This is a genomic window from Streptomyces sp. NPDC056628, from assembly GCF_042792555.1.
Classification (GTDB): domain Bacteria; phylum Actinomycetota; class Actinomycetes; order Streptomycetales; family Streptomycetaceae; genus Streptomyces.
This window is the reverse complement of the sequence record NZ_JBHTWG010000031.1, coordinates 15,407-41,119: the sequence shown is the minus strand read 5'-3', so window position 1 is coordinate 41,119 and position 25,713 is coordinate 15,407. Positions and strand designations below refer to the sequence as shown.

23 protein-coding genes are annotated in these 25,713 nt (G+C 73.7%); 6 read left to right on the top strand and 17 right to left on the bottom strand.

Features of this window, described 5'->3' with window-relative positions; all coding sequences use genetic code 11:
* The first annotated feature begins 113 nt into the window (after positions 1 to 113).
* Positions 114 to 3,119 carry a family 16 glycoside hydrolase gene (locus ACFRAC_RS28725; RefSeq protein WP_382933476.1) on the top strand — a complete coding sequence of 1,002 codons (3,006 nt, stop codon included), beginning with the start codon at positions 114 to 116 and terminating at the stop codon, positions 3,117 to 3,119.
* A 52-nt stretch (positions 3,120 to 3,171) separates the two neighbouring features.
* Here ACFRAC_RS28725 and ACFRAC_RS28720 read toward each other — a convergent pair whose 3' ends face one another.
* Positions 3,172 to 4,377: an erythromycin esterase family protein gene (locus ACFRAC_RS28720; protein WP_382933469.1), complete on the bottom strand. Its 1,206-nt coding sequence runs from the start codon at positions 4,375 to 4,377 to the stop codon at positions 3,172 to 3,174.
* Positions 4,378 to 4,446: 69 nt separating this feature from the next.
* Between ACFRAC_RS28720 and ACFRAC_RS28715 the strand changes: the two genes are divergently transcribed.
* Together ACFRAC_RS28715 and ACFRAC_RS28710 are read left to right on the top strand one after the other, a co-directional pair.
* Complete coding sequence (locus tag ACFRAC_RS28715) at positions 4,447 to 5,226, top strand: TioE family transcriptional regulator (RefSeq protein ID WP_382933459.1); 780 nt, start codon at positions 4,447 to 4,449, stop codon at positions 5,224 to 5,226.
* Complete coding sequence (locus ACFRAC_RS28710; protein ID WP_382933451.1) at positions 5,223 to 5,456, top strand: hypothetical protein; 234 nt, start codon at positions 5,223 to 5,225, stop codon at positions 5,454 to 5,456. The genes ACFRAC_RS28715 and ACFRAC_RS28710 overlap by 4 nt, the downstream gene beginning before the upstream one ends.
* 175 nt (positions 5,457 to 5,631) lie before the next feature.
* Here the strand turns inward: ACFRAC_RS28710 and ACFRAC_RS28705 are convergent, their stop codons facing one another.
* The 11 genes from ACFRAC_RS28705 to ACFRAC_RS28655 all read right to left on the bottom strand — a co-directional run bounded on the left by ACFRAC_RS28705 (position 5,632) and on the right by ACFRAC_RS28655 (position 17,698).
* Positions 5,632 to 6,288, bottom strand: coding sequence for a spherulation-specific family 4 protein (locus ACFRAC_RS28705; protein WP_382933448.1), 657 nt, complete (start codon positions 6,286 to 6,288; stop codon positions 5,632 to 5,634).
* The gene (locus ACFRAC_RS28700; RefSeq protein ID WP_382933443.1) at positions 6,285 to 7,202 is read right to left on the bottom strand and encodes an NAD-dependent epimerase/dehydratase family protein; all 918 of its coding nucleotides are present in this window, start codon (positions 7,200 to 7,202) and stop codon (positions 6,285 to 6,287) included. The genes ACFRAC_RS28705 and ACFRAC_RS28700 overlap by 4 nt, the downstream gene beginning before the upstream one ends.
* Positions 7,203 to 7,208: 6 nt before the next feature.
* Complete coding sequence (locus ACFRAC_RS28695; RefSeq protein ID WP_382933438.1) at positions 7,209 to 7,922, bottom strand: NDP-sugar synthase; 714 nt, start codon at positions 7,920 to 7,922, stop codon at positions 7,209 to 7,211.
* A gap of 31 nt (positions 7,923 to 7,953) precedes the next feature.
* A complete protein-coding gene (locus ACFRAC_RS28690; protein ID WP_382933432.1) occupies positions 7,954 to 8,955 on the bottom strand; it encodes a GDP-mannose 4,6-dehydratase in 1,002 nt (333 codons plus the stop codon).
* An 89-nt stretch (positions 8,956 to 9,044) separates the two neighbouring features.
* A complete protein-coding gene (locus ACFRAC_RS28685) occupies positions 9,045 to 10,460 on the bottom strand; it encodes a hypothetical protein (RefSeq protein WP_382933428.1) in 1,416 nt (471 codons plus the stop codon).
* Entirely contained in the window at positions 10,457 to 11,968 is a 1,512-nt protein-coding gene (gene pelF / locus ACFRAC_RS28680; RefSeq protein WP_382933425.1) for a GT4 family glycosyltransferase PelF, read from the bottom strand. The genes ACFRAC_RS28685 and pelF overlap by 4 nt, the downstream gene beginning before the upstream one ends.
* Before the next feature lie 79 nt (positions 11,969 to 12,047).
* Entirely contained in the window at positions 12,048 to 14,168 is a 2,121-nt protein-coding gene (locus ACFRAC_RS28675; protein ID WP_382933420.1) for a hypothetical protein, read from the bottom strand.
* 422 nt (positions 14,169 to 14,590) lie between these two features.
* Entirely contained in the window at positions 14,591 to 15,154 is a 564-nt protein-coding gene (locus ACFRAC_RS28670) for an MSMEG_1061 family FMN-dependent PPOX-type flavoprotein (protein WP_382933418.1), read from the bottom strand.
* Positions 15,155 to 15,255: 101 nt separating this feature from the next.
* Positions 15,256 to 15,594, bottom strand: coding sequence for an STAS domain-containing protein (locus tag ACFRAC_RS28665; protein WP_382933414.1), 339 nt, complete (start codon positions 15,592 to 15,594; stop codon positions 15,256 to 15,258).
* Positions 15,591 to 16,895, bottom strand: a complete 1,305-nt coding sequence (locus ACFRAC_RS28660; RefSeq protein ID WP_382933411.1) for a PP2C family protein-serine/threonine phosphatase — start codon at positions 16,893 to 16,895, stop codon at positions 15,591 to 15,593. Before ACFRAC_RS28660 ends, ACFRAC_RS28665 begins: the two co-directional genes overlap by 4 nt.
* Positions 16,895 to 17,698, bottom strand: a complete 804-nt coding sequence (locus ACFRAC_RS28655) for an alpha/beta fold hydrolase (RefSeq protein ID WP_382933407.1) — start codon at positions 17,696 to 17,698, stop codon at positions 16,895 to 16,897. The genes ACFRAC_RS28660 and ACFRAC_RS28655 overlap by 1 nt, the downstream gene beginning before the upstream one ends.
* A gap of 126 nt (positions 17,699 to 17,824) precedes the next feature.
* Between ACFRAC_RS28655 and ACFRAC_RS28650 the strand changes: the two genes are divergently transcribed.
* Entirely contained in the window at positions 17,825 to 18,982 is a 1,158-nt protein-coding gene (locus ACFRAC_RS28650; RefSeq protein WP_382933402.1) for an NUDIX domain-containing protein, read from the top strand.
* A gap of 12 nt (positions 18,983 to 18,994) precedes the next feature.
* On the opposite strand, the gene ACFRAC_RS28645 is transcribed toward ACFRAC_RS28650, so the two are convergent.
* The 3 genes from ACFRAC_RS28645 to ACFRAC_RS28635 all read right to left on the bottom strand — a co-directional run bounded on the left by ACFRAC_RS28645 (position 18,995) and on the right by ACFRAC_RS28635 (position 21,125).
* Positions 18,995 to 19,714: an FAD binding domain-containing protein gene (locus tag ACFRAC_RS28645; protein ID WP_382933397.1), complete on the bottom strand. Its 720-nt coding sequence runs from the start codon at positions 19,712 to 19,714 to the stop codon at positions 18,995 to 18,997.
* Between the two features lie 130 nt (positions 19,715 to 19,844).
* Positions 19,845 to 20,240: an SRPBCC domain-containing protein gene (locus ACFRAC_RS28640; protein ID WP_382933766.1), complete on the bottom strand. Its 396-nt coding sequence runs from the start codon at positions 20,238 to 20,240 to the stop codon at positions 19,845 to 19,847.
* Positions 20,241 to 20,282: 42 nt separating this feature from the next.
* Positions 20,283 to 21,125, bottom strand: a complete 843-nt coding sequence (locus ACFRAC_RS28635) for a GntR family transcriptional regulator (RefSeq protein WP_382933391.1) — start codon at positions 21,123 to 21,125, stop codon at positions 20,283 to 20,285.
* Between the two features lie 249 nt (positions 21,126 to 21,374).
* On the opposite strand from ACFRAC_RS28635, the gene ACFRAC_RS28630 reads away from it, so the two are divergent.
* Together ACFRAC_RS28630 and ACFRAC_RS28625 are read left to right on the top strand one after the other, a co-directional pair.
* Positions 21,375 to 22,907 carry a beta-N-acetylhexosaminidase gene (locus ACFRAC_RS28630; protein WP_382933383.1) on the top strand — a complete coding sequence of 511 codons (1,533 nt, stop codon included), beginning with the start codon at positions 21,375 to 21,377 and terminating at the stop codon, positions 22,905 to 22,907.
* A 73-nt stretch (positions 22,908 to 22,980) separates the two neighbouring features.
* Positions 22,981 to 24,411, top strand: coding sequence for a cellulose binding domain-containing protein (locus ACFRAC_RS28625; RefSeq protein WP_382933377.1), 1,431 nt, complete (start codon positions 22,981 to 22,983; stop codon positions 24,409 to 24,411).
* Positions 24,412 to 24,467: 56 nt separating this feature from the next.
* On the opposite strand, the gene ACFRAC_RS28620 is transcribed toward ACFRAC_RS28625, so the two are convergent.
* Both ACFRAC_RS28620 and ACFRAC_RS28615 read right to left on the bottom strand, forming a co-directional pair.
* The gene (locus ACFRAC_RS28620; RefSeq protein WP_382933369.1) at positions 24,468 to 25,040 is read right to left on the bottom strand and encodes a transcriptional regulator; all 573 of its coding nucleotides are present in this window, start codon (positions 25,038 to 25,040) and stop codon (positions 24,468 to 24,470) included.
* 90 nt (positions 25,041 to 25,130) lie between these two features.
* On the bottom strand, positions 25,131 to 25,355 hold the full coding sequence (locus ACFRAC_RS28615) for a hypothetical protein (RefSeq protein ID WP_382933365.1): 225 nt from the start codon (positions 25,353 to 25,355) through the stop codon (positions 25,131 to 25,133).
* Between the last annotated feature and the right edge of the window lie 358 nt (positions 25,356 to 25,713).

The window sequence follows — 25,713 nt, the reverse complement described above, 5'->3', positions numbered from 1 at the left end:
TCCCCTACGGTATCGGCGCAACCGCAACGAGTACCGCCTCTGCGCGTCTCCCGCGCAGGGGGCAACTCGACCGGAGAGCGATCCGGCGGCCTCCGGTCCGTTCTGGAGGACCGATGCATCCACGGTTGTTCCGCCGTGCCCGAAGACTCACTCCCCTTCTCCTCGGCGCCTTGCTGGTCGGGGGCGTCCTGGCGGCGCCCCCGTCCGCCGCCGCCCCCGCTGACATCCCCCCGCAGGAACCGGGCGTGACCCTGCGCGTGTTCGACACCCAGGTCCCGCTCAGCAAGTTGTGCACCCTCAAGCCCGGCCAGACACCGAACCACGACAGACTCATGCCGACCGTGGACTGGTCCACGACCGGTGACTTCGGCGGCTTCGCCGACAACTTCTCGGCCGTGGTGTCCGGTTACCTCGTCATCCCGGACGACGGCTCCTACACCTTCCGCCTCACCAGCGACGACGGGTCACGGCTCACCATCGACGACCGGACCGTCGTCGACCACGACGGTCTGCACGGAGCCGAGCCGAAGGACGGATCGGTCCAGCTCACCGCCGGTTCGCACCCGTTCCGCATCGACTACTTCGAACGGGGCGGCGACCAGCGCCTCGCGCTGGCGTGGAAGCCGCCGGCCGCGAGCGACTTCAGCATCGTGCCGACGGAGGCGCTGAGCACGGACGCCGGTGTGGTCCGGGTGACCGCGCCCGGCCGCAAGGAGTGCGAGTCGGGGGCGGACAGCCCCGGCGACGGGCTGCCCCTGACGGACGTACGGCCCGACCTCACCCTCACCGATCTGCGCCCCGACGGCTTCGAACCGCAGGTCACCGGCATGGACTGGCTGCCCGACGGACGCCTGGCCATCAGCACCTGGGGCGGCTCGGAGACCACCACGGGCGAGGTGTACCTGCTGGACAACGTCACCGGGAGGACAAGCCGCGACAAGGTGACCGTCAAGAAGGTCGCGAGCGGGCTGCGCGAGCCCATGGGCATCAAGTACGTCGACGGCTCCCTGTACGTCTCGCAGAAGCACGAACTGACCCAACTGGTCGACATGAACCGCGACTTCGTCACGGACGAGTACCGCACGGTGGCGACCTGGCCGTACGGCGGGAACTTCCACGAGTTCGCGTTCGGTCTGCTCTACCGCGACGGCTACTTCTACGTGAACCTGTCCGTCGCCATCAACTACGGCGGCGCGACGACCACTCCGCAGCCGGCGCCCGGCCGGGGCACGACGTACCGGATCAACCGGAAGACCGGGAAGATCCAGCCGATCGCGGGTGGTCTGCGCACCCCCAACGGCATCGGCTGGGGCCCGGGCGGCGACATCTTCACCACCGACAACCAGGGCGGCTGGCTGCCCGCGTCCAAGCTGGTCCACATCAAGCAGGACCGCTTCTTCAACCACTACACCGAGCCGTCCGGCCCGTTCGACGACCGTCCCGTCACCGAACCGGTGCTGTGGCTGCCTCAGAACGAGATCGCCAACTCCCCCAGTACGCCGCTGTATCTGACCAAGGGCCGGTTCGCCGGGCAGCTGCTCATCGGCGACGTCACCTACGGCGGGCTCCAGCGCGCCTATCTGGAGAAGGTGAAGGGCCAGTACCAGGGCGCCGTCTTCCGCTACACGCAGGGACTCGAAGCCGGCGTCAACCGGATCACGATGGGCCCCGACGGCGCCGTCTACGCGGGCGGGCTCGGTGCCGACGGCAACTGGGGCCAGGAGGGCAAGCTGAAGTTCGGGCTGCAGAAGCTCACCCCCAACGGCGGCAACACCTTCGACATCAAGGAGATGCGGGCCGTCCCCGGCGGCTTCGACCTGGAGTACACGCAGCCGCTGTCACAGGAGACCGTGGACAAGCTCGCCTCCCGGTACCAGGCCGAGCAGTGGCGGTACACCCCGACATCGGACTACGGCGGACCGAAGATCGCCGAGGAACGGCTCGGCGTCCGCTCGGCGACCCTCGCCAAGGACGGCCGTACCGTCCTGCTGCGCCTCGACGGACTGAAGCCCGGCCGTGTCGTGCACGTGCGCTCCCCGCGGCCGTTCGCGTCCGCGTCCGGCGAGAAGCTGTGGAGCACCGAGGCCTGGTACACGCTCAACGCCCTGCCGGGCAAGCAGCCGCCACCCGCCGCGCTGTACGAGGCGGAGGAGGCTCGCCTGACCGGGACGGCCGGGGTGAACCGGGACCACGGCGGCTACTCGGGCAGCGGCTTCGTCGACCGGTTCGGCACCGAGGGCAAGGCGGCCACCACGTTCGACGTCACGGTCCCGAAGGCCGGCGACTACGACGTCAGCCTGCGCTACTCCAACGGCCCCAACCCCTTCCAGGGCACCAAGTCCCTCTCCCTGTACGCCAACGGGAAGAAGCTGCGCCAGACGCGGCTTCCCTCGACCGGCGACTGGGAGACCTGGTCGACCCGGACGGAACGGGTCACCCTGCGCAAGGGGCACAACACCGTCGCGTACCGCTTCGACGCCGGTGACGACGGGCACGTCAACCTGGACCTGATCACGGTCCGGCCGCACGGGGCCCGCGTCACCCTCTTCGACGGCACGGCCGCGTCGCAGAGCCAGTGGCAGCACACCGACGGACGCGTCACCGAATGGCCGCTGACAGACGGGAAGTCGATGGAGGTGTGCTGCGGCGACCTGCGCACCAAGGACGCCTACCAGGACTTCAGGCTGCACGTGGAGTTCCGCGTACCGCTCCTGCCCGACGACGTGACGGGCCAGGACCGCGGCAACAGCGGCGTCTACCTCCAGGACCGCTACGAGGTGCAGATCCTCGACTCGTACGGCGACACGACACTCGACACGAACGAGGCCGGGGCGATCTACCTGAAGAAGGCCCCGGACGTCAACGCGGCCACCGCACCGGAGACCTGGCAGTCGTACGACATCACCTTCCGGGCGGCCCGCTACGACGCCGACGGCACCAAGACCGCCGACGCCCGCGTCACCGTCGTCTGGAACGGCAAGAAGGTCCACGACGACGTCGCGATCGACGGCCCGACCGGAGGCGGCCGGCCGGAGGGCGCCTCGGCCGGCGCCGTCCGCCTCCAGGACCACGGCAACAAGGTGCGCTACCGGAACATCTGGATCCAGCCGCTGAGCTGAACCGGCGGTGAACAGGGGGCGCGTCCACGATCCGGTGGGCGCGCCCTTCCACCTAGGTCCGCGGGACGACGTCCTTGACGTACACGAGGCCGTCGAGGGCCGCCAAGTGCGCGGGGTCCAGGGGGGCGTAGCCGAACCAGGGGGACACACGGGGCGCGGGCGGCGGATCGCCGAGGGCGGCGGTCAGCCGTTCGACGTCGACGAGGCCGGAGTCCTCGGCGAGTCCGTACAGCAGCCCCTCGACGGACTCCGGAGGCGGGGTGTCCACGCCCCGGTGCCGCAGGGTCCCGACCGCCGTGGCCAGGACGGCGTACCCGGCACCGAGCCGGGCGTCCACGAGCGCGCCGGCGCTCCACCATTCCACCCGGCCCTGCCACATCGTCATGCTGCTCTTCGGGCGCTGGAGGTGGGAGTTGTGGGCGGCGACGAGCACGGGTGCCCGTTCCGCGAGGGCCAGGAGGTTCTGCGCCATCATCAGGTCCCGCAGCGCGCACAGCCGGGTCATCCGGGCCGGTGAGGGATCCGCCATGGCGTGGTGGTAGCGCAGCAGGCCGGTGGCCGTCCGCGCGTACAGGCGGGCGTGGTCCCAGGCGTCGGGCGGCACGGCGGCGGTCAGGTGCGGTGCCTGTGCGTCGAGCAGGGCCACCAGGTCGTCGGTGAGCACCCGCAGTTCACGGGCCTCGGCGGACCGGCCCACGGAACGGGCCGGGTCGAGCATGGCGTCGGGGTCGGTCCACCGGTCGTCGTCCCCGAGCAGCCGGTCCAGGGTCTCGGCGGTGCACGGCAGCAGTCCTGGGTCCACCTGGGCGGCGAGCAGGCCGTGCAGTTCCAGCAGGGCCCGGCGCGGGGAGCCGGCGGCGGTGATCTCCAGCGGGCCGTCGCAGCCGGCGAAGCGGACGTGCTCGCCGGAGGGCCGGCCCTCGTTGTGGGCGCGCATCCACCGCACGAGGTCACGGTTGCCGTCGTGGGCGCCCCAGCCGTGCCCGAACCCGTGCTCCATGGCCTCGTCGAGCGTGCCCTCCCCCGTGGTGACGTACGCGTCCACGGCCAGGGCCCGCAGGCAGTCGCTCTCGAGCGCGATGGTGCGGAAGCCCTCCTGCTCGACGAGTTGCCGGAAGAGGTGGTTGCGGACGGCGAGCAGGGCGTCCTCCCCGTGCGTGGGCTCGCCCAGGGCGAGGACGCGGGGCCGGGCGGGGAGCAGCGGCAGGAGGGCCGCGGCGTCGAGGGGGCGGGTGAAGTCCTTGAGGTCACAAGCCATGCCCTCAACGCTATCGTTGAAGGTTCGGTGGAGACTTTGGCCGCGATGCGGCCCGATATCGTGGGTGTCATGGGTCCCCACCTTCAAACCGGTGCGCGTCTGCGGCCGATCGACCTGGCGCGCGGGGCCGGTCTGTCCACGCAGGCGGTCCGGAACTACGAGGAGGCCGGCATCCTGCCGCCCGCGGCCCGCACCGCCTCCGGCTACCGGGTCTACACCGCGGTGCACGCGGCGGCGCTGCGCGCCTTCCTCGCCCTGGTCCCCGGCCACGGGCACGCCACGGCGACGGCGATCATGCGGACCGTCGGCCAGGACGCGCTGGAGGAGGCGTTCCGGCTCATCGCCGGCACTCACGCCCAGCTCCTGGAGGACCGGGCGACGCTGCGGGCGGTGGAGCGGGCGCTCGGTGACCTGGAGCCCGCGCACCCGGCCGGCCGGGGCGGGGGCGGCCTGTTCGTCGGCCCGCTCGCGCGGCAGCTCGGGGTGCGGCCCGCGACGCTGCGCGCCTGGGAGCGCGCCGGGCTGGTGCGCCCGCACCGCGACCCGCTGACCGGGTACCGGGTCTACGACGAGGCGGACGTACGCGACGCCCGTCTGATCCGCCAACTCCGGCGCGGCGGCTACCTGCTGGAGCAGATCGCGCCGCTGATCAGCCAGGTCCGGGCGGCCGGTGGACTGGAGCCGCTGGAGGGGACCCTGCGCGACTGGCACGGCCGGCTCTCAGCGCGCGGGCGGGCCCTGCTGAGCGGGGCCGCCGCGCTGGAGGCGTATCTGCGGACCCGCGAGGAATGCTCCGTCGGCGTGGACCCGGACACCCAGACGGCGCGGCCGTCGTTGGACCCGGCATGAGGATCATCGCCTGCGCCGCGCTCGTCGCCGCCGCCCTGCTCACCGCCGCCCTTCCCGCCTCGGCCGACGACGGCCCCGTCGACTTCGGTCTCTTCCAGGGGGTCAACGACACGAAGGGCTCCGCGACCACCGACGCGGGCCCGATCTGGCCGCCCTCGTCCGGCGGGACCGGCGCCGGCGCCCCGAGGTCGGCGCTGGGCATGCTCGTGGAGGGTCTCGTGCAGGGCTGACGCCTCGCACGGGGGTGACGGCAGCTCATGACCGGGCGTCCACCGGAGAGCCGTGGACGCGGGCTCCCGATCGCGGCCACCGTCGCCCACGTGGCCGGTGCGGACGGCGCGTACCTCACCGGGGCGTCCCTGCCCGTCGACGGCGTCTTCACCGTCCGACCCGGCGGCGGTGTGCTCACCCCTCCACCAACGCCGGCGTCAACCCCGCCCACGGGTTGGGCAGATCACCCGTCACCGGGCCGCAGACACCGGCGCCCCGCTCGCCCGCCGTACGCAGGGCGAGCGGGACCAGGGGGTGCGGTACGCCGTAGACCAGGTGGCACAGGCGGTCGGCGGGGACGCGTTCCGTCCAGGCGGGGCGGGTGAAGTCCGCGACGTACCGGGACCAGGGGCCCTCGAAGGTGACCGTGAGGTCGGCGAGGCGGGCGTAGCCGGGGGCCGGGTGGACGCCCGGGTTGAGGACGACCGTCGAGGCGCCGAGGCGGCGGACCGCGCGGACGAGGCGGCGGCACTCCGGAAGAGCCTCGGGGGCCGCCGGTGTCTGGTCGAGGAAGCAGCCGTCGACGCCGTACCACTCCCGGTGCCGGCGCAGGTCGGCGGTGACCTCGGCGGGTCGGCGGGCCCCGTAGTCCGTGTCCAGGTAGCCGAGGAGGCGGGCGCCCGCCGCGCGCAGCGCCTCGGCCGCCTTGGCGAACGCCGGGTCGGGGGTGCTGCCGGGGCCGTTCGCCGGATTCAGCACGACCGCGTAGGTGCGGGAGGCGCAGGTGATGAGCCGGTGCCAGGCGCCGGGGTCCTCGGCCGGATGCACGTACAGCGGGATCAGCAGGCTCACCGCGTTCGTACCTCCTCGGGGCGGCGGGTGGCGGCCTCCCACAGCGCCGCCACGGACGAGGGGAGGGGGTGGTCCGGGGTCCAGCCCAGGGCGTCGCGGGCGGCGGTGATGTCCGAGCACTGCCAGGAGACCTGCGCGGACCGGGCGGAGCCGACGGTCCCGGCCTCGGCGATCCGGCCCCGGAACCCGGCGGCGTCGGCGAGGGCGCGCACGAGGTCGCGGACCGGCCGGGCGTCGCCGCCGCCGATGTTCAGCACGGGTGGCAGCGGTCCCTCGGCGGTGGCGGCCAGGGCGGCCGCCCGGGCCACGTCGCGGACGTCCACGAAGTCGCGGTGTGCGGACAGGTCCCCGAGCCGCAGCGCCGCCTCCGGGTCGTCGCCCGCCTCCGCGAGGAGGGCCGCGACCCGGCCGGGCAGCCCGGTGGGCGGGGCTCCCGCGCCCACCGGGTTGCCCACCCGCAGGACCACCGAGTCCAGGCCGGATGCGGTCACCGCCACCGTGCCCGCCAGCTTGGTCGCGCCGTACGGGCCGGCGGGCCGGGTGGCCGCCGACTCCGGGACACGCACCCCCGGTTCGGTGGGACCGTACTCGGCGGCCGAGCCCAGATGGACCAGGCGTGCCCCCGGTGCCGCCTCCCGCAGCGCCGCGCACAGCACGGCCGGGCCGCGGGTGTTCACCTCGGCCAGGGTGACGGCGTCGCCGCCGGTCGCGCCCGCGCAGTTGACGACGGCGTCGGGCGCGGCCTCGGCCAGCGCCGCCGCGAGGTCCCGTGGGCGGGCGGCGGCGAGGTCGACGGTGACGTCGGCGGCGAGGGAGCGGCCGGCCACGAGGACCCGTGCGCCGGGCAGCGCGCGCAGCCGCTCGACGACATGCGTGCCGAGGTAGCCGGTGGCACCGAGTACGAGGAGGTGCATGGTGGTTCAGGCCCCCTTGAGCAGGAGCGACTTGCGGCTGGTGAACTCCGCGTTGGCGCGGTCGTAGTCGTCGGGGCGGCCGATGTCGAGCCAGTAGCCGTCGAACTCGTAGGCGTGCGGCGGGCGTCCGGCGGCGAGCAGGTCCGTGACGAGTTCGTCGAAGCCGAGGGGCAGTCCGGGGGTGTAACCGTCGAGGGTGGCCCGGGAGACACCGTAGACGCCCATGGACACCCGGTAGTCGATGCTGGGCTTCTCGGTGAAGGCGACCACCCGGCTGGCGTCGGTGGTCAGCACCCCGAAGTCGATGTGCACCTTGCGCGCGTACGTGGCGATCGTCAGGGGGGTGCCGGACGCCTCGTGGGAGCGCAGGACGTCGGCGTAGTCGAGGTCGGTGAGGACGTCGCCGTTCATGACCAGGAAGTGCTCGGGGAGGCGGTCGCGCAGCGCGAGCAGCGGCCCCATGGTGCCGAGCGGGCTCTCCTCGGTGGCGTAGTCGACGCTCATGCCCCACTGGGAGCCGTCGCCGACGTAGGCGCGGATGATCTCGCCGAGGTGGCCGATGGCGAGGGTGCAGCGGGTGAAGCCGGCCGTGGACAGCTGGCGCAGCACGATCTCCAGGATGGCGTGCTGGTCGCCGATGGGGACGAGCGGCTTGGGCAGCGCGGTGGTGTACGGCCGCAACCGGACGCCCTTTCCACCGGCGAGGATCACTGCGTGCATGGCATACCTCCTGCGGTACGAGCCGGGCGGGTCAGATGTTGTAGATGCCGGTCTTGTAGCGGGCCAGGTTGGCGGGGTCGGTGAGCCACCGCGCGGTGCGCGCCAGTCCCTCCTCGAGCGTGTTCTCCGGCCGCCACCCGGTGGCCGCGGTGAGCCGGCTCGCGTCGGCGACGAGCCGCATCACCTCGGAGGCGGCGGGCCGCAGCCGCGCGGGGTCCTCCTGGACGTCGAGGGGAGCGTCCATGACCTTGCCGACCAGCGCGACCAGGTCGCCGACGGAGATCTCGCCGCCGGTCCCGGCGTTGAAGGTGCGCCCGACGACCTGCTCGGCCGGTGCGGTGCCGACGGCGAGGAAGGCCCGCGCGGTGTCCTCGACGAAGGTGAAGTCGCGGGTGGGGCGCAGGTCGCCGAGGGTGATCGTGCGTTCCCCGGCGGCCACCTGCCCGATGACGGTGGGGATCACGGCGCGCATCGACTGGCGGGGGCCGAAGGTGTTGAACGGGCGCAGCGTCACCACCGGGGTGCCGAAGCTGGCGTGGTAGCTGTCGGCGAGCCGGTCGCCGCCCGCCTTCGAAGCGGCGTACGGCGACTGGGTGTTGATGGGATGGTCCTCGGTGATCGGCACGGTCCGCGCGGTGCCGTACGTCTCGCTCGTGGACGTGTGCACCAGGCGCGGGACGCCGAGGGCGCGGACGGCCTCCAGCACGTTGAGGGTGCCGGTGACATTGGTGTCCACGTAGCTGTGCGGGGCCTGGTAGGAGTACGGGATCGCGATGAGCGCGGCGAGATGGTAGGCGCAGTCGGCGCCGTCCAGCAGGCCGCGCACCGAGCCGGGGTCGCGTACGTCGCCGAGGACGACCTCGACCTGGTCGAGCACGTCGGCGGGTAGGGTCTCCAGCCAGCCGTAGGAGGAGAACGAGTTGTACTGGGCCATGGCGCGCACGCGGTGGCCGGAGGCGACGAGGGCCTCGGTGAGGTGCGAGCCGATGAAGCCTTCGGCGCCGGTGACGGCGGCGAGCGGGGCGGAGGTCAACTCTCGGTCCTTTCGTCGTGGTGGCCGGACGCGGGCCCGGTGCGGTCGGGACGCGGGGCTCCGGAGGTCCGTTGGGGTGATGCGGAGGGTCAGGCGTGTGGGGAGGGCCGGCCGAGCAGGCGCAGCGCGCACACCGCGAGACAGAGCGCGGCCGCGGCGCACACCGCCGGCAGGACGGCCGGCGTGCCCGGCGGGTCCAGGGCGGTGACCGTGCCGGCCGTTCCGGCGGCGGTGAGGCAGAGCAGGGCGGGTGGCCAGGCCGTACCGAACGCCTGCAGCAGCAGGGCGGTCCACAGGGTGGCCGCGAGCAGCAGGAGGGTGGCCGGGTCCGCGGCGGTGAGCAGTGCGGCGGGCAGCAACAGCAGAAGGTAGGCGCTCAGGCAGCCGGCGAGGACGCCGGCCGAGCGCAGCAGGAACCCGCCGGGGGTCGCGCTGGTGCGCAGCGCGGCGACGGACCAGCCGCGGTAGCGGTACAGCAGCCATTCGGCGGGCCCCATGCTGAGGGTCAACGCGAGGACGGCGTAGGGCTGCCGGCGGCCGGTGAGGACGACGAGCACGGCGGCGGCGAGGCCGAACAGGCCGTACGGCAGGGAGGCGCGCAGGGGGGTGCGCGGTGGGTGCGGTGCGGGTGGGCAGGTGCGGCCCTTCCCCAGGACCCGGCCGGCGGCGGCAAGGGTGGCGACCAGCGCGAGCAGGGGCAGCCCGGCCCGCGCGAGTGGTCCGGGTTCCCACCACGGCAGGACGGCGGCGCCGGCGACGAGCGGGCTGAGCGCCGCGAGCAGCAGCCTCTCCCGGGCGAGCACGAGCAGGACGCCCGCGGCGGCCAGGTACAGCGACTGGCCGGCGGCGACCGCGAGGGCCAGGGCGTCCGGGCCGGGGACCAGCGCGAGGGCCGTCGCCGTGGCGGCGCCCAGCAGTGACCCGGTGAGCAGGGTGCCGGACGCCTCCCGGCGTCCCGTCACGAGCCGCAGGTGGGCGCGGTGGCCGAGGGCCTGCCCCCAGGCCCAGGAGGCGATGCACGCCACGATCAGCACGGGGGCGTACCGACTGAGCGGCCACAGCGGGGCGGTCAGCAGATGGGCGAGGGCGGGCAGGGCGAACAGCGCGCCGCGCAGCAGGCAGCGCAGGGTGTCGGGCCGCCACGGGTCGGGTGCGGGCGGTGGTTCCGGGAACGTCCTAGGCACCCGCGCGTAGAGGGCGGTCGCCAGGGAGAACAGGTCCGGGTGCCCGTACCGCTCCCTGATGACGGACGCGGACAGGCCCTCGGCCTCCAGCAGGGCGGCCACTTCGTAGGGGTGGACGGCGGGCCCTATGGCGTCGGCGAGTTCGGCGGCCAGGGTGCTGACGGCCTCCTCGTCGGGGCCCCGGCCGGGCAGCCGGACGGCGAGCGTGGCGTCGTCCAGGGCCCAGCGCGGGCGGCGGCGCGGCGGGCGGGGTGTGGCGAGCCGCAGGGCGAGCGCGTCGCGTCCGTCGCCGCCGGGTTCGAGGGACAGGGGGCCGCTCATCCGGTGAGGCTCCCGGTGCCGGTGACCGCCGGGGCGGGCAGGACGACCCGGGTGGGCGGGGGTGCCGTCCCGGTGGCCAGTTCGTGGTAGATGCCGCGGAACGTGTCGATGGTCTGCCGCAGCGTGAACTGCTCGATGACCCGCAGCCGTGCGGCCTCCCCCATCGCCCGGCGGCGTCCGGGGTCGCCGAGGAGTTCGAGCGCGGCGGCGGCCATGGCGGCCGGGTCGCGCGGCGGCACGACGAGTCCGGTGTCGCCGACGGCCTCGCGGACGCCGCCGACGTCGGTGGACACGGTGGCCCGGCCGCACGACATGGCCTCGATCAGGGTGAAGGGGAAGCCTTCGCTGATGCTGGACAGCATGACCACGGTGCCGGCGGCGTAGGCGTCCTGGATGTCGTCGACGCGGCCTTCGAAGGTCACCGCGTCGGCGTGCCCGAGTTCGGCGGCGAGGGCCTCGCAGCGTTCGCGGTACGCCTCACCGCCGCGCGGGGTGCCGCCGAACAACCGCAGCCGGACGTCGGGGCGTTGTCCCCGGACGAGGGCGAAGGCGCGGATGAGGGTCTCCAGGTCCTTGATGGGGTCGACTCGTCCGGCCCAGCTCAGGGTGGGGGTCCCGGGTTCCGGGCCGGCCGGGGGGAAGGCGGCCGGGTCGACGCCGTTGTAGACGGTGCGGATCGCGGAGGGGTCGGCGCCGCCCTGTTCCTCCCAGAGCCGGTTGTAGCGGTTGCCCGGGGTGATGAGTGCCGCCTGGCGGTAGCTCTCCCGCGCGAGCAGCCTGAAGAAGCCGAGGACGACCGCCTTGACGGGCCAGCGGTAGGCCGCGGTGCGGTAGCCCAGGTAGCGCTCGCGCAGGTAGACGCCGTGCTCGGTGAGCAGCAGCGGGACGCCGTACCGTTCGCGGGCCGCGAGGCCCGGCAGGACGGCGACGCCGCCGCTGACGGCGTGCGCGACGCCGTCCCGCGGGGGCGGCGCGGCGAGCGGCCGCAGCGCGTGTTCCAGCAGGGCGGTGGCGGTGAGCGCGTCGTGCAGCGTCGGCCGCGCCTCGCGTACGGCCAGGCCGGGGCGGGTCCATACGGCGGTGAGGATGCGCAGGGCGGTGTCGCCCCGCAGGAACGGGCTGAGTTCGGCGGCGGCGGCCGCGCGGGCCAGAGCGTGGAGGGCGGGTGCGAAGCCGTCCTCGGCGCCGGGGTCGACGAGCGCGGTCAGGAACCGCTCGTAGGCGGTGGCGAGTCGGCGGCGGGACCGGCCGCGCGGGGGCCGGCCGTCGGGGGTGGCGCCCCACATGGGCACGGACAGGACGTCGCGGACATGGCCGGGCAGGTCCCAGACGAGGGGTTCCCGTCCGGTGCCGGTGACGGCGATGACGTCGAACTCGATGTCGGGCATGCCGGTGACGAGCTGGTCGCACCAGACGCTGACGCCGCCGTGGCTGTGCGGGTAGGTGCCTTCGGTGAGCAGGGTGACGCGCGCGGCGGCGGCCCGCCGCGCGGCGTGGTGAACGTGCATGGCTGGGCTCCACGGCCGAGGTGGGGTGAGGGGGTGCCGGTCCCGGCGCGGGCGCCCGGGACGTGTCTGCGGGTGCCGGTCAGCTCCCCGTGGGCGGGACGTGCTCGGCCACGCCCGCGGGGACGCGGGCGTCGGGGGCCGGGGCGGTGGCGGGTGCGGAGCCGTCCGGGCCGCCGGGCGTGGCGGGTGCCGTGGAGGCGGGCAGGGTGAGGGTGAGTGGTCCGGCGGCCGGGGCCGTCCAGCCGGAGCGGTGTCCGGCGTACGCCTGGCCGAAGGGGGTGCCGGACCGGGTGGTGCCCTCGGGCAGGGTGGCGGGGATGTCGACGCCGGCGGGGCCGTCGATGGTGACGGTGTCGCCGATCCGGTAGGCGGTGACCTGTCCGTCGTCCACGGCGGTCCGCCAGGCGGCCCGGCGGCCCTGTTCCTCGCCGATGGCCTTCATCCGCAGGTCGACCAGCGGGGTGTCCGCCGCGAACAGCGCCTCGTAGCCGTCGAGGACGCCGTCGAGGACCGGGTAGGCGATGCGCTCCTCGGCCAGGTTGGACTGGTGGATGAAGTGCGGCGTGGGGTCGTTGGCGAGGACGTGGCCGAGGGCGATCTGCCGTTCCAGGGGCACGATGTGCTCGGTGTAGCCGGTGTCGGGGTCGAGCGGTGCGGGCAGGCAGGTGGTGGCCGGGTCGTCCTCGCAGATGCCGCTGCCGCCCTGGGCGCGGCTGGTGTAGATCCAGTTGTACTCGTCGACCTGCTCGGCGGCGCGGCCCGCGTTGTAGAAGACGTTCATCGGGTGGCGCGGGACCGTGGTGGCGGGGCCGACGCGGCGCCGGCCCGGTTCGCGGGAGTGGTCCGAGGCGAGCCAGGTGACGCCGGTGTCGGCGAGGGCGAGCGCCAGGTTGGGGTTGTCGTCGGGCTGCTGCGGCAGCACCTTGAGCCCGGAGTGCTCGCCGGTCACCAACTCGTCGTCGTCCAGCGGGAGTCCCGCGGACCGTCCCCAGGCGCGGTTGTGGGCGATCTCGTCGGCGATGGCGTCGCGGCCGACCCACCTGGTGCTGCCGTCGGCGTTCGTGGCGCAGCGCCAGGGCACCACCGCGGTGTCCTGCTCGCAGCCGAGGAAGGCGTGCGTGTAGGTGTGGTTGATCCAGCGGAAGGCGTCGCGCCGCTCCAGGAGGCGGTCGGCGAGCGGGTCGGCGCCGGCGTGGTCCTCGCGGTGGTCGGCGCTGCCGGCCGCGTTGTAGGCGAGGTCGAGCGTGAAGTCGCGTTCCCGCTGCCAGGTGACGGCGTGGTCGACGTCGGCGGGGGTCATCCTGATCGGGTCGGGTGTGGCGTCCGGGTCGGTGCAGTCGACGTCGCCGGGCGTGCAGTTGAGGCGGGAGTTCCAGCGGTCGTCGCCCGCGAGGACGTCGTCGACGTGGACGGCGAAGTAGTTGCGGGAGGCGCCGAGGTGCACGCCGCCGGTCATCCAGGCGACGATGCCGCGGGCGAGCAGCCGGAACTGCTGTTGGTGGCGGTTGTAGACGAAGGTGACGACGAGTTCGCGTCGCCCGTCGTGCCGGTACTCCCCCACCAGCGAGCCCTGCCGGGTGGTGCCGGGGATGGGCGCCTGGACGTACGGCGTGAAGTCGGCGCCCTCGGCGGGGCTGGAGAGGAAGGCGTAGCTCTCGCCGACGTCGGGCGCGTTGTCCTCGAAGGGCACCGGTCCGTCGAGGTAGCCGAACGGCCCGGACCGCCCGGCGTCCGTGACCTCGGCCCGCACGCCGTCGACGCTGCCTGAGTAGCCGCCGTTCACGGGGTACCGCAGTCCGACCTCGGGCCGGGCGTAGGTGTAGGCGTCGACCTGCGGGACGGCGTACTCCTGCTCGTACGCCGCGAGGGCGGCCATCTCCGCCGAGCCGGCCGGGAACGGGTTGTCGTTGGGCAGGACGACCGCCTGGAACCTGGCACGGGGGCGGCCGTCCACGGTGTCCGCGAGGTAGCCGGCGTCGATCACGGGGCGGTCGGACCGGGTCAGGTCGATCTCCGTGTACGGCGTTCCGGCGGTCGCCAGTTCGGCTGCGATGGCGTCGGTGGCCGGGCCTCCGTCGCTGACGACGAGCACCCGCAGGTCGATGCGGGGCGCCGGCTCGGCCGCCTGGGCGGCCGGTACGCCGAGGGCGGCTATCAGTGCGCCCGTCGTCAGCACGGTGGTGCTCAAGGTCCGCTTCATGCGGTGCTGTCCCCTCCCCGTGCAGGGGTGAGCATGGCTCCGCAGAGCGGACGCACCCCCGCGCGCGACGCCGGCTTCCCCCTCAGAGACCGGTCGTCGACGCATCCGTCGCGTCACATAGTGAGGTATCTGTGGAGCTTTCGTGCTCTTGCCGCGGAAGCTGACGGAAAAACGCAGGTCCGCCTGGCGCCGCTGATCCGGGCGGGCCGTGTGCTCGGCCGTTCCCCCGGATGCCCGCCGGGGGCCCGGCGATCTCTCCGCCGCAGGTCGGCGCGGAGCGGGTGGGCCGTTCCGCCGGTGGGGCGGGTCGGTGCGACCGCCACTGGTCTGAACCGGTTCGGCGAAGGGACACGCGCCGGTTTCTGGTCATCTTTGATGACCGGTCATACCGCCTCGGACGTCCGGAACGCGGCCTTCCTGGATCAGTGGCGCGTCCACGACTCCGGCTTCCACAGCCCGGACCGGTTCAGCGACTGCGCACAGTGGAGGTAGATCTCGTCTATGTCGAGCACGAGGGCGAGCCGCGGCCGGCGCCCCTGCCGGGTCATGGCGTCGAAGAAGGGCGCGTCGGTGAGGATGCGGGCGCGCCCGTTGACGCGCAGCACCTGTCCGCTGCCCGGGACGAGGTAGAGCAGTCCGGCGTGCGGGTTGGCGAGGATGTTGTGGAAGCTGTCGGCGCGCCGGTTGCCCGGCCGGTCGGGCAGGGCGATCCTCCCCGGGTCGAGGACGTGGGTGAAGCCGGGTTCCTCGCCCCGCGGCGACACATCGCAGTCGCCGTCGGCGTCGGCGGTCGCGAGGAGGCAGAAGGGCGAGCGGGCGACGATGTCCCGGTCCTCCTCGGTGAGCCGGTCGTGGACCTTGTCGATGACCACGGGCCAGGGCTCGCCGAGCAGTTCGCGCAGCTCTTCACGGGAGCCGAGTTCCGCCCATCCCTCGGGGCCGATGCGGTCCGGACGGCTGTCGGCGCTTTCGGAGGTGTACGGCAAACCCGGCTCCCGGTGTGCGGTTCGCGTGATGACGGCACGCGCCACGCTAGCCGGTGTGAGGGTCGCCTGACTTCTGCAGATGGCCGGTTCGCGGGGCCCGGTCAGGTGCCGATGGCGGTCTCGCTGTCGGGGTGGATGGTGAGGATCTGGTCCAGCCCGACGATGCTCAGGATGCGCAGCGTGTTGGCCGGTACCGCGGTCAGCACCAGCTCCCCTCCGGAGGACTGCGCGTGGTGGTGCGCGGCGATCAGGGCGGTGATGCCGCTGGAGTCGCAGAACTCCAGGGCGCCCAGGTCGACGACGAGGCGCTGGCCCGGGCGGACGGTGATCGTGGGGAGCAGCTCGCGGAGCTCACCGGCGCTGACGTAGTCCAGGTCCCCGGCGATCTCCAGGACCGGCCCGTTCACGGCGTCTCGAATGCTGATCTTCAGTGCGTTCATCGTGTTCTGCTCATCGTGTTCTGCTCATCGGGTCGTCGGGTCGTCGGGACGCCGATCGCGAGAAGGGCGGTGTCGTCGTCCAGGCCGTCGCCGAACCCGGACAACAGGTCGCCGAGGGCCTCGATGACGGCGTGCGGGGGCCGGCCGGCCTGGGTGGCGGCGAAGTCCAGAAGGGCTTCGCCGCCGTAGAGGCTGGTGCGGTCCTTGCCGGTACGGGCCTCGGTGAGCCCGTCAGTGTAGAGCAGCAGCGTGTCGCCGGCGTCGAGGGTGGTGGCGGCGGCCGTGAAGGGCGCGGTGGGCAGGACTCCGACGAGCAGCCCGCCGGGGGTCGGCAGGTAGGCCGCGGAGCCGTCGGCGCGCAGCACCAGCGCGGGCGGGTGACCGCCCGAGGCGAGGTGGACGGTGAGGCGCCCGGTGGCCGGGTCGGAGTCGAGCGTCCCGAAGACGGCGGTGCAGTAGCGCGGGTCGCCGCCCGCGGCGTAGCGCTCGTGCAGCACCTGGTTGAGAGTCGTCAGTGCCGAGACGGGGTCCGGGTCGTGCAGGGCGGCGGCACGCAGGGTGTACCGGGTCAGCGAGGTGAGGGCGGCGGCCTGGGGGCCCTTGCCGCACACGTCGCCGAGGAAGAACCCGAACCGCTTGCCGTCCAGGGGGAAGACGTCGTAGAAGTCGCCGCCCAGCCGGTCCGGGGAGGCGGTGTGGTAGTGCGCTGCGGTCTGCGCTCCGGGCAGTTCCGGCAGCGTGTCCGGGAGCAGGGACTGCTGGAGCACGGCGATGGCGTCCTGCAGCCTGGCCCGGTCGGCCTCCGCCTGCCGGCGCGCCTCCTCGGCGGCCCGCTGCCGGCGCAGCAGCTCCTCCTCGTAGGCGCGACGGTCCCCGGCGTCGAAGACGGTGGTGCGGATCAGCAGGGGCTCACCGGTGGTGCCGCGCTTGACGACGGAGGACACCAGGACCGGCATACGGCCGCCGCAGGCCTGCTTGATCTCCAGTGCGATGCCGCTGATCTCTCCCTGCATGCGCAGCAGCGGCGCGAAGTGCGTCTCGTGGTAGAGCTTGCCGCCGACGGTCAGCAGGTCGGTGAGGCGCAGTCGCCCGACCACGTCCTGCCGGGACAGCCCGAGCCAGTCCAGCAGCGTGGCGTTGATCTTGGCGATCGTCCCGTCCATGAGCGTGGACAGGTAGCCGCACGGCGCGAACTCGTACAAGTCCTCGGCGCTGTCCTCCAGCAGGGCGGCGAAGGCGACGTGGGCCGCCTTGTCGTCGTCGGCGTCGTGCGGGTCCGAGTGCTGCCCGGCCCGGGCCATCAGCGCAGTCCGGCCAGGAACGCGGCGATCGCCTCGTTGGTGGCGTCCGGGGCCGACAGATGGGGGCAGTGCCCGGTGGCGTCCAGGGTCACCAGCGTGGAGCCGGGGACCGACCGGTGCACGAACGCGCCGACCTCTCGGGGAGCGATCATGTCCTGGGTGCACTCCAGTACGAGGGTGGGCACCCGCAGCCGCTTCAGGTCGTCGCGCGAGTCGGAGAGGAACGTGGTGCGGGCGAAGACACGGGCCATGTCGGGGTCGGTGGCGCAGAAGCTGTTGCGCAGTTCCTCGCCGAGCTCGGGACGGTCGGCGTTGCCCATGATCACGGGGGCCATCGCCGCAGACCAGCCGAGGTAGTTGGACTCCAGGGAGCCCAGCAGCTCGTCGATGTCGTCCTCGCTGAAGCCGCCGCGGTAGCCGTCGTCGTCGATGTAGCGCGGGGAGGGCGCGACCATCACCAGGGCACCGATGCGCTCCGGGGCGCGGTCGGCGGCGAGGACGCCGACCATCGCGCTGACGGAGTGCCCGACGAACACCGCGTCGCGCAGGTCCAGCGCCTCACAGACCTCCACCACGTCCTGGGCGTAGCCGTTCAGGGACGCGTAGCGGTCGGCGGAGAACGCCGAAGCGTCCGAGCGTCCCGACCCCACGTAGTCGAAGAGCACCACCCGGTGGTCGTCGGCGAGCGCGGGCACGGTCAGCCGCCACATGTTCTGGTCGCAGCCGAACCCGTGGGCCAGCACCACCGTGCGCCCACGAGGGGTGCCGGTGACGGTGACGTTGTTCCTGCGGACCGTGTCCATGCCCGCCAGTCTCTCAGTCCGCTCCGCGCGCATCCGACGCGGGTCCGTGCCCGAGCCACGGCCCGGACCTCGCGCCGGTGAGCGGCCGGACGACTGGACGGCGGCGGCGCGGGGAGACATGGGACGGTGACGCCCGAAGAGACGAACACCGAGGCGTGGACGGCGTACGGCCGCCACCATCTGCAGCGCGCCACTCCCCTGCCCGGGGCCGAGCGGATCGACTGGGGGCCCGCCGGGTCCGGGCCCGGTGACGCGCCGCTCGGCGACCTGCGGGGCCTGCGGGTGCTGGACCTCGGCTGCGGACCGGCCCGCCACGCCGCCCACCTCGTGCGCGACCGGGGCGCGCGCGTGGACGCCGTGGACTCCTCGTCCTCACAGATCGAGCGCGCCCGGGCACGCCACGGCGACCTGCCCGGGCTCACCCTGGTGTGCGCCGACGCCGTGGAACATCTGCGGACGGCCGACCCCTACGACGCCGTCTACGCCGTCCACGCCTTCCCGTACATCGACCCGCACCGGCTGCTGCCCGAGCTGGCCGGCGTCCTCAAGCCCGGCGGCCGGCTCTGCTTCACCGTCCTGCACACCAATTCCGCCGGGCACGGCCCCGGCACCGAGGTGACCGCGCGGCCGGAGATCCTGCGCCTGGCCGGCGGCGGGGAGCTGACCGTCCGGATGTGGGTGCTGACCACCGAGGTGTGGACGGAGCTGCTGCGGACGTACGGGCTGGAGGTGGAGTCCGTCACGGCACTGGACGCTCCGGAGGAGGACAACCACGCCTCCTACCGGCTCTTCCAGGTCCGCCGTCCGGCACGCGTCACCTCCCGGCCCCGGACCGCGCGCCCGCCCGTGCCGCACGCCGCCATCGGCGTCGGAGCCGTGCTGGTGGGTCCGCGGGGGCTGCTCCTGGGCCGGCACCGGCGCGGCACCCGGGAGCTGCCCGGCGGCACCGTGGAGCCGGGCGAGTCGCTGCGGGAGACCGTCGTCAGGGAACTCGCCGAGGAGACCGGGCTGCTCGCCGACCCGGCCGACGTACGGCTGCTCGGCACGCTCGTGGACCAGGTCGGGGGCGTCGTCCGGATGACCGTCGGCGCCGTCGTCACCGCGTGGCGGGGGACGCCGGCCGACCAGCCCGACGAGTCCGTCGGCGACTGGCGCTGGTGGCCCCTGGACGCGCTGCCGCCCGGCCTGTTCGAGTGCAGCGCCCAGATCCTCACCGCCTGGCGGCCCGGGCTGCCCATCGACCACGCCCCTGCCCACTTCACGCCGTTCGCGGACGCGCCCTGAGGGGGCCCGACCTCAGGGACGCGGTCCGGCCGTCAGGGCGGTGACCTGCGAGCGGATCACGTCCCAGGCGGGGGCCGGGAGGTCGTCCAGGGCGGTGGCCCGCAGCTCGTCCAGGGTCTGCCCGGGGTCGTCCGACGCGGTGGCCTCCGCGCCGACCACCTCGTAGCCGTCGCGGACGGCCACCCGCACGCCGGCCGGGCCGTCGTCCCCCGTGTGCACCGCCGAGGCCACGACCAGCGGCGGCCGCCCGCCCGGCGCGCCGTCCAGTTTCCGGAACGTGCTGGCGAGCGGGGGGCGCCAGCTGAGGCTGAGCAGCAGCGGGCGCTTGGCCACCAGCTCGGACAGGTCCGTCTCACGGACCCCGTCGCTCTCCAGCACCGTCGCGCGGGCGTCCAGGACGAGGGCCGCGGGGAGCAGACAGCGCAGGGTGCTGCCGACGACGTTGCCGCCGACGGTCGCGCTGCGGCGGACCGCCCCGGTGCCCACGCCGACGGCGGCCAGCCGCAGGACGTCCGGGACGCGGTCGTCCATCCTCGCGAGGATCACGGCGCCTCCGACGGCGTCGCGCTCGAGGACGTTGGCCTCGGGCACCTGCCGCAGCGACATGGCCGTCTCGGGGAACCCGTCCCGTTGCCAGGTCGCCCACAGCAGCGTGGCCCCGCCGATCGGCACCGCCCCCTCCGCCAGACACTCCCGCGCTTCGGCCACAGACGTGGGCAGACGCAACAGCACCGTGACCACCCTGCCTCTCTCGAGATCCGGATCGGGACCGCGGACGGCTGCTTCCGGCCACCCGCCCCGCCGGTAAGACAATCTCCGGAAAGGGGGGCGCGTCCAGGGCTCACACGCGCACGCGGTTCTGTCAGCTCCTCGCCGCGTCGGCCAGGAAGGCACCGAGGCTGTCGAGGAGCATCGTGCTGCCCTGTTCGGACATGTCGCGCTCCTCGGCGGTGGGGCTGGTCTGGCGGACGACGATGTCGGTGCGGTCGCCGTCCCGGGCCTCGAACTCGACCGTCATCACGGCCGGGTCGGGTCGTCCGGGCACGTCCATGCCGACGACCAGCCGCCGGTCGGCGACGACGTCGAGGTAGGAGCCGGTGAGGGGGAACGTGTTGCCGTCGGGGGTGACCATCGTGGCCTTCCACGCCCCGCCCGGCCGGACGTCCATCTCGACCGAGCCGGGCTCGGCGCCCGCCCACCGCCCGTACTGGTCGGCGATGGTCCAGGCCTGCCAGACGGCCTTGACGGGCGCGTCCAGAGTGCGGGTGAGGGGGTCCTGTCGCCCGTGCGGGGTCCGGCCTCACCGTTCGTCGTACACGTCCCCCCGCGCGGTGACGACGACGGCCTCGCGCGGCGGGAAGGCGCCGGGCGGGATGCCGGGAATGGGTCCCGTGGGGGCCGCGTGCTCGTCGGGTGCGGGCACGCCCAGGGTGAGCCGGGTGACGATGCGGTAGCGGTCGCCCCGGTAGAGGGAGTGGACGTACTCGACGGCCCGGCCGTCCGTGTCGTAGGTGAGGCGCTCGAAGAGGAGCGCGGGAGACAGGTGGGGGACGCCGAGGATCTTCGCCTCCGCCTGGCTGACCACGGTCGGCTCCATGGTCTGCACGGCCTCGCTCACCCGGACCCCGTGGCGGTCCTGCAGATGCTCGTACAGGTCGCCCGCCTCCAGTTCGCGCTCGGTGAGCGCGGGCACCAGGCCGGCCGGGATGTGCAGGTGCTCGATGGCCATGGGGGCGCCGTCGACCAGGCGCAGCCGAGCCACGTAGACGACCTCGGCGGCGGGTGACAACCGCAGCTTGCGGCCGACGCGGGCGCCGGCGGCGATCGTGGTGAACTCCAGCAGGCGGCTGGTCCAGACACCGGAGGCGCGGGGGACGGCCATGGTGCGCCGGTCGGGCACCAGCTCCTGGGTGATCTTCTCCGGTGCCACGAACATGCCGCGCCCGTGCTCACGCACCAGCAGACCGGCGGCGACGAGTTCGTCCACGGCGGCGCGCAGGGTCGGCCGGGACACCTGGAGCGCGGCGCACAGCGTCCGCTCCGAGGGGACGGCGTCGCCCGGACGCAGCGACTCCATGAGCCCGAGGATGTGGTCGCGGACGCGCTCCCGCTTGAGCACCGCCCCCGGATCACCCGCCTTCATGCCGCCGCCCCCACCCGCGCTCGCCCCGCACACCTGACCAGTTCACCCACTGGTCAGACGTAGTGTAGCCATCAAGTCACCGCCGAAGCAGGGCCGTACGAGATTCGGTCCCGTCAACAAAGGGGTGCGCGGGGAGGGTTGACGCCTCAATTGGTCTATGCCACCTTCATCGACCAGTGAGAGGTCACCTAACCAGTGGCCCAACTGGTCAAGTCGCTCGGCACAGGTCCACCGAGACGGGAGACATCCGTGCCCGCACCCACGCCTCCGGCGCTGCCGCTGATCCCCCGCCCCACCCGGGCCCACGCCCGCGCCGGCCGCTTCACCCTGGACGCCGGTACCGGCGTACGCGCCGGCGACGGCGCCGAACCCGCCGCCCGCATGCTGCGCGAACTGCTCGCCCCCGCCACAGGACTCCCGCTGCCTCCCGCCGGGGACGGGGCCGTCGTGCTGACGCTCGACCCCGCGCTCACCGGGCTCGGCGACGAGGGCTACGGGCTGACGGTGGGGCCCCGCTCGGTGCTGCTGCGCGCGGCACGGCCCACCGGACTGCTGCGTGGCATCCAGACGATTCGTCAACTCCTGCCCAGCGAGGTCCTGTCGGGGGCACCTCGGGCCGGGGTGCGGTGGTCGCTGCCGTGCGCCGAGATCACCGACGTGCCTTGCCACCGCTGGCGCGGCGCGATGCTCGACGTGGCCCGGCACTTCCAGCCGGTGGAGTACCTCCGCCGCTCCGTCGACCTGCTCGCCCTGCACAAGATCAACGTCTTCCATCTGCATCTCACCGACGACCAGGGCTGGCGGATGCCGGTGCCCGCGTACCCCAAGCTCACCGAGATCGGCGGCCACCGTTCCCGCTCCCCGGTCGGCGTCGAGGGCGACACCTACGACGACGTGCCGCACGGCGGCGCCTACACCCGGGCCGAACTCACGGGCCTCGTGGCGTTCGCGGCGGCCCGTGGCGTCACCGTGGTGCCCGAGATCGAGATGCCGGGCCACGCCCGCGCCGCCCTCGCCGCCTACCCGCACCTGGGCAACCGGCCCGGCCGGACCCTGGACGTGTGGACCAGGTGGGGGGTCTGCGACACCGTCCTCGGCGTGCACGACGAGGTGTTCGACTTCTGCCACACCGTGCTGGACGAGGTCATGGACGTCTTCCCCTCCCCCAGCATCCACATCGGCGGCGACGAGGTGCCCGTCACCGAGTGGACGGAGAGCCCCGAGGCCGCCGCCCGCGTGCGCGAGGCGGGCCTGGAAGGGCCCGAGGCGCTGCACGGCTGGTTCCTCGCCCGCGTCGGCGCGTTCCTGATCCGCAACGGGCGCCGCCCGGTCACCTGGGCCGAGACCGGCGCCGAACTGCCGGACCACTTCACGGTGATGGCCTGGCGCGACCCCGCGCACGCCCTCGCCGCCGCGCGGCGCGGTCTCGACGTGATCAACGCCGACCACCGCCGCACCTATCTCGACCACCCCCAGCGCGGCGGCGCGCGGGAACTGCCGGCCCAGCCCGGAGCCGTCGTCACGCTCCGGGACGTCCACGCCCACGACCCGGTCCCCGAGGGGGCGTCCCCGGAGGCCGCCGCCCATGTCCTCGGCGCACAGGCCCAGGTGTGGACGGAGTACGCGACGACTCCCGCGCGCCTGGAGTACCTCACCTACCCCCGGTTGTGCGCCCTGGCGGACCGCGCCTGGAGCGGACCCACCCCCTGGCGGGACTTCCGCTCACGTCTCGACCGGCACCTCCCGCGCCTGGACGCGCTCGGCGTGCCCCGCCACCCCTGAAGCCGCACCCCCACGGCACGGCCCTGATTTCCCGAGCACGACGAACCCCACATCCCGTCCGGAAGGAATCAGCATGACGTCCCGAACCATTCCGAGCAGACTGCGGGTGGCCCTGGCCGCTGCCGTGGCCACCGCCCTCGGCACCGCCGGTCTCACCGCCCTGTCCGGCTCCGCGAGCGCCGCCGCCGCGGGCGTGACCGTCCAGTACCGGACCAGCGCCACGGGCGCCACGGCGGACCAGTCGGAGCCCTGGCTGAAGGTCAGGAACACCGGCAGCGGTGGCCTGCCGCTGAGCTCCGTCAAGGTGCGCTACTACTTCAAGGCCGACGCGGCCGGAACCGCCTACCGCTTCGCCTGTTCCTGGGCGGTGAAGGGGTGCGCCCACATCACCGGGACGTTCGGGACACCGGCCAACCCGACGGCCACCGCCGACCGTTATCTGGAGATCGGCTTCACCGCCGGGGCGGGCACGCTCGCCCCGGGCGCCGACACCGGGGACATGCAGCTGCGCTTCCACCGGGCGGACTGGCAGACGCTGCGGCAGAGCGACGACTACTCCTTCGGCGCCTCCCAGACCTCGTACGCGGACTGGACGAAGGTCACCGCCTCGGTGTCGGGCAGCACCGTATGGGGCACCTCTCCCGGCGGCGACGACCCGACCGATCCCCCGACCGACCCGCCCACCGACCCCCCGGCGGGCGGGCAGAGCCTGTTCGACGACTTCAACTACAGCACGTCCGGCGACCCGCGGATCTCGGCGAACGGCTGGAACGTGCGCTCCAACGCGGGCGGCCCCGGCGTGCCCGGCGCGACCTGGGCGCCGGAGAACGTCACGTTCGCCGCCTCGGGCGGCAACTCCGTGATGAACCTGCGGACCTCGACCGCGGGCACACCGGAGAGCACCAAGCAGACCGAAGTCCTCACCAAGGCGACGAAGTTCCGCAACGGCACCTACGCGGCACGCGTCCGTTTCTCCGACACTCCCGTGTCCGGGCCGGACGGGGACCGCCTGGTGCAGACGTTCTTCACCATCAACGACCTCAAGGCCCCCATGGCCGACGACTACGCGGAGTACGACTTCGAGTATCTGCCCAACGGCGGCTGGGGCGAGCCCGCCAACATCCTGTACACGACGTCCTGGGAGACGTACGCCCCCGACCCCTGGCAGGCCGTCAACCAGCACAGCGAGGCGCGCACGAGCTTCGCCGGCTGGCACGACCTGGTGCTGACCATCGACGACAGCTCCATCAAGTACTACGTCGACGGGCAGCTGTTCGGCACCCACGACGCCGCCTACCTGCCCGAGCGGCCCATGTCGATCAACTTCAACCAGTGGCTCATCGACCTCGCCGGCCAGACCAGCACCACGCCCCGCTCCTACGACGAGCAGGTCGACTACGTCCTGCACGTCAAGGACCAGGTCCTCACCCCGGCACAGGTCACCGCCAAGGTCAGCGCCTACCGGGCGGCGGGCACGACCTTCGAGGACAAGGTGCCCGGCTGACCGGCACGAGGCCGCCTGAGCGGCGCGCTCCTCCGGGGCTCCGGGCGGGCGGGACGTCAGGCGGCGAAGCCGATGTCGGTCACGTACTCGTACTGGCCCCATTCGGAACCGAGGTCCACGGTCGCGTCGTTGACCCACGCCTCGTCCAGGGCGGCGGCGTCGTCGCGCGCCCACGCCTCGACGATCCGGTCCCGGTGGCGGACGTTCAGCGTCCGGTACTCCACCACCCGCTGCCGGGGCCGGTCCACCTGGGACTGGTTCACCGGGTGGAACTCGACGCGGGTGCCGCGGCCCTCACGGTTCAGGCGGGCGAGCAGGCAGCGGGCGACGTTGTGGCGGCGGACGGACCGGTACGCCGCCACGATGTTCTCCAGGTTCCCGCGCGACGGACCGCGCCGGCCCGCCAGCCACGCCTTCAGCGTCCGGTCGGTGACGGTCGGTCCGGCCGCGCGCGCCCGGCGGGCGTGCTCGGTGCGGGTGAGGTAGTGCGGCCGGGCGAGCAGACCGCGGCGCTGGGTGATCGGCGTGGCGACGAATCCGGCGAGCGCGTCGAGCCGGCGGGCCACCGCCTCGTGCCCTTTGAGGCCCTGGGCCCCGTACTTGCCGAACTCGAGGTTGCGCTCCGGCATCCGACCACTCTCACCCGCGCTGCGACACGGATCTGCTGTCGGCCGTGAGCTCACCCACCGCGGCGGTGCGCACCGCCGGGGCCACCCGGGTCAGTCGCGGGCGGGATGCCACCCTTCGGGGCCGCCGCCCCGCCACTCGATCAGCGCGGACTGCCGTACCCAGTCGTCGTCCACGTCGTCCAGGCCCGCGAGGCGCAGGAACTCGACGATGTCCAGCAGGCCGTAGGCCATCCCCACGAACTGATCGTTCACACGGACGCGCCGGCCGCCGTCCTCGGCGGCCGGGTAGATGACGATGGGCTGTGCGCTGACCATGGGACCAGGGTGCGGCCTGTGCCGGGTGCGCGCATGCGGGGCGCCCGGGTTGACGGAGTCGCCGATGACGGCCAAGCCGGTCGGCGACCTCACCGGCACCCGCTGCTCCAGGACGCGGGAGCCGTCGTCGCGTCGCACAACCTCGCCCTCGGTGGCGTCGCCGGGTCCGTCTCCGCCACGGTCGTCTGCGCCCGGCGCGTCGCCCGTCCGGCCGACGTCACCGCGGTCGTGGCCCGGACGCCGTCACGACGAGGTACGCGAGCCGCGGCAGGACGGTGGTGATCACCGGCCTGAACGGCCCCGGAGCACCTCCGCACGACCGCCTCGGCGGCGAGTTGACCGCCGGGCACTGACGGCC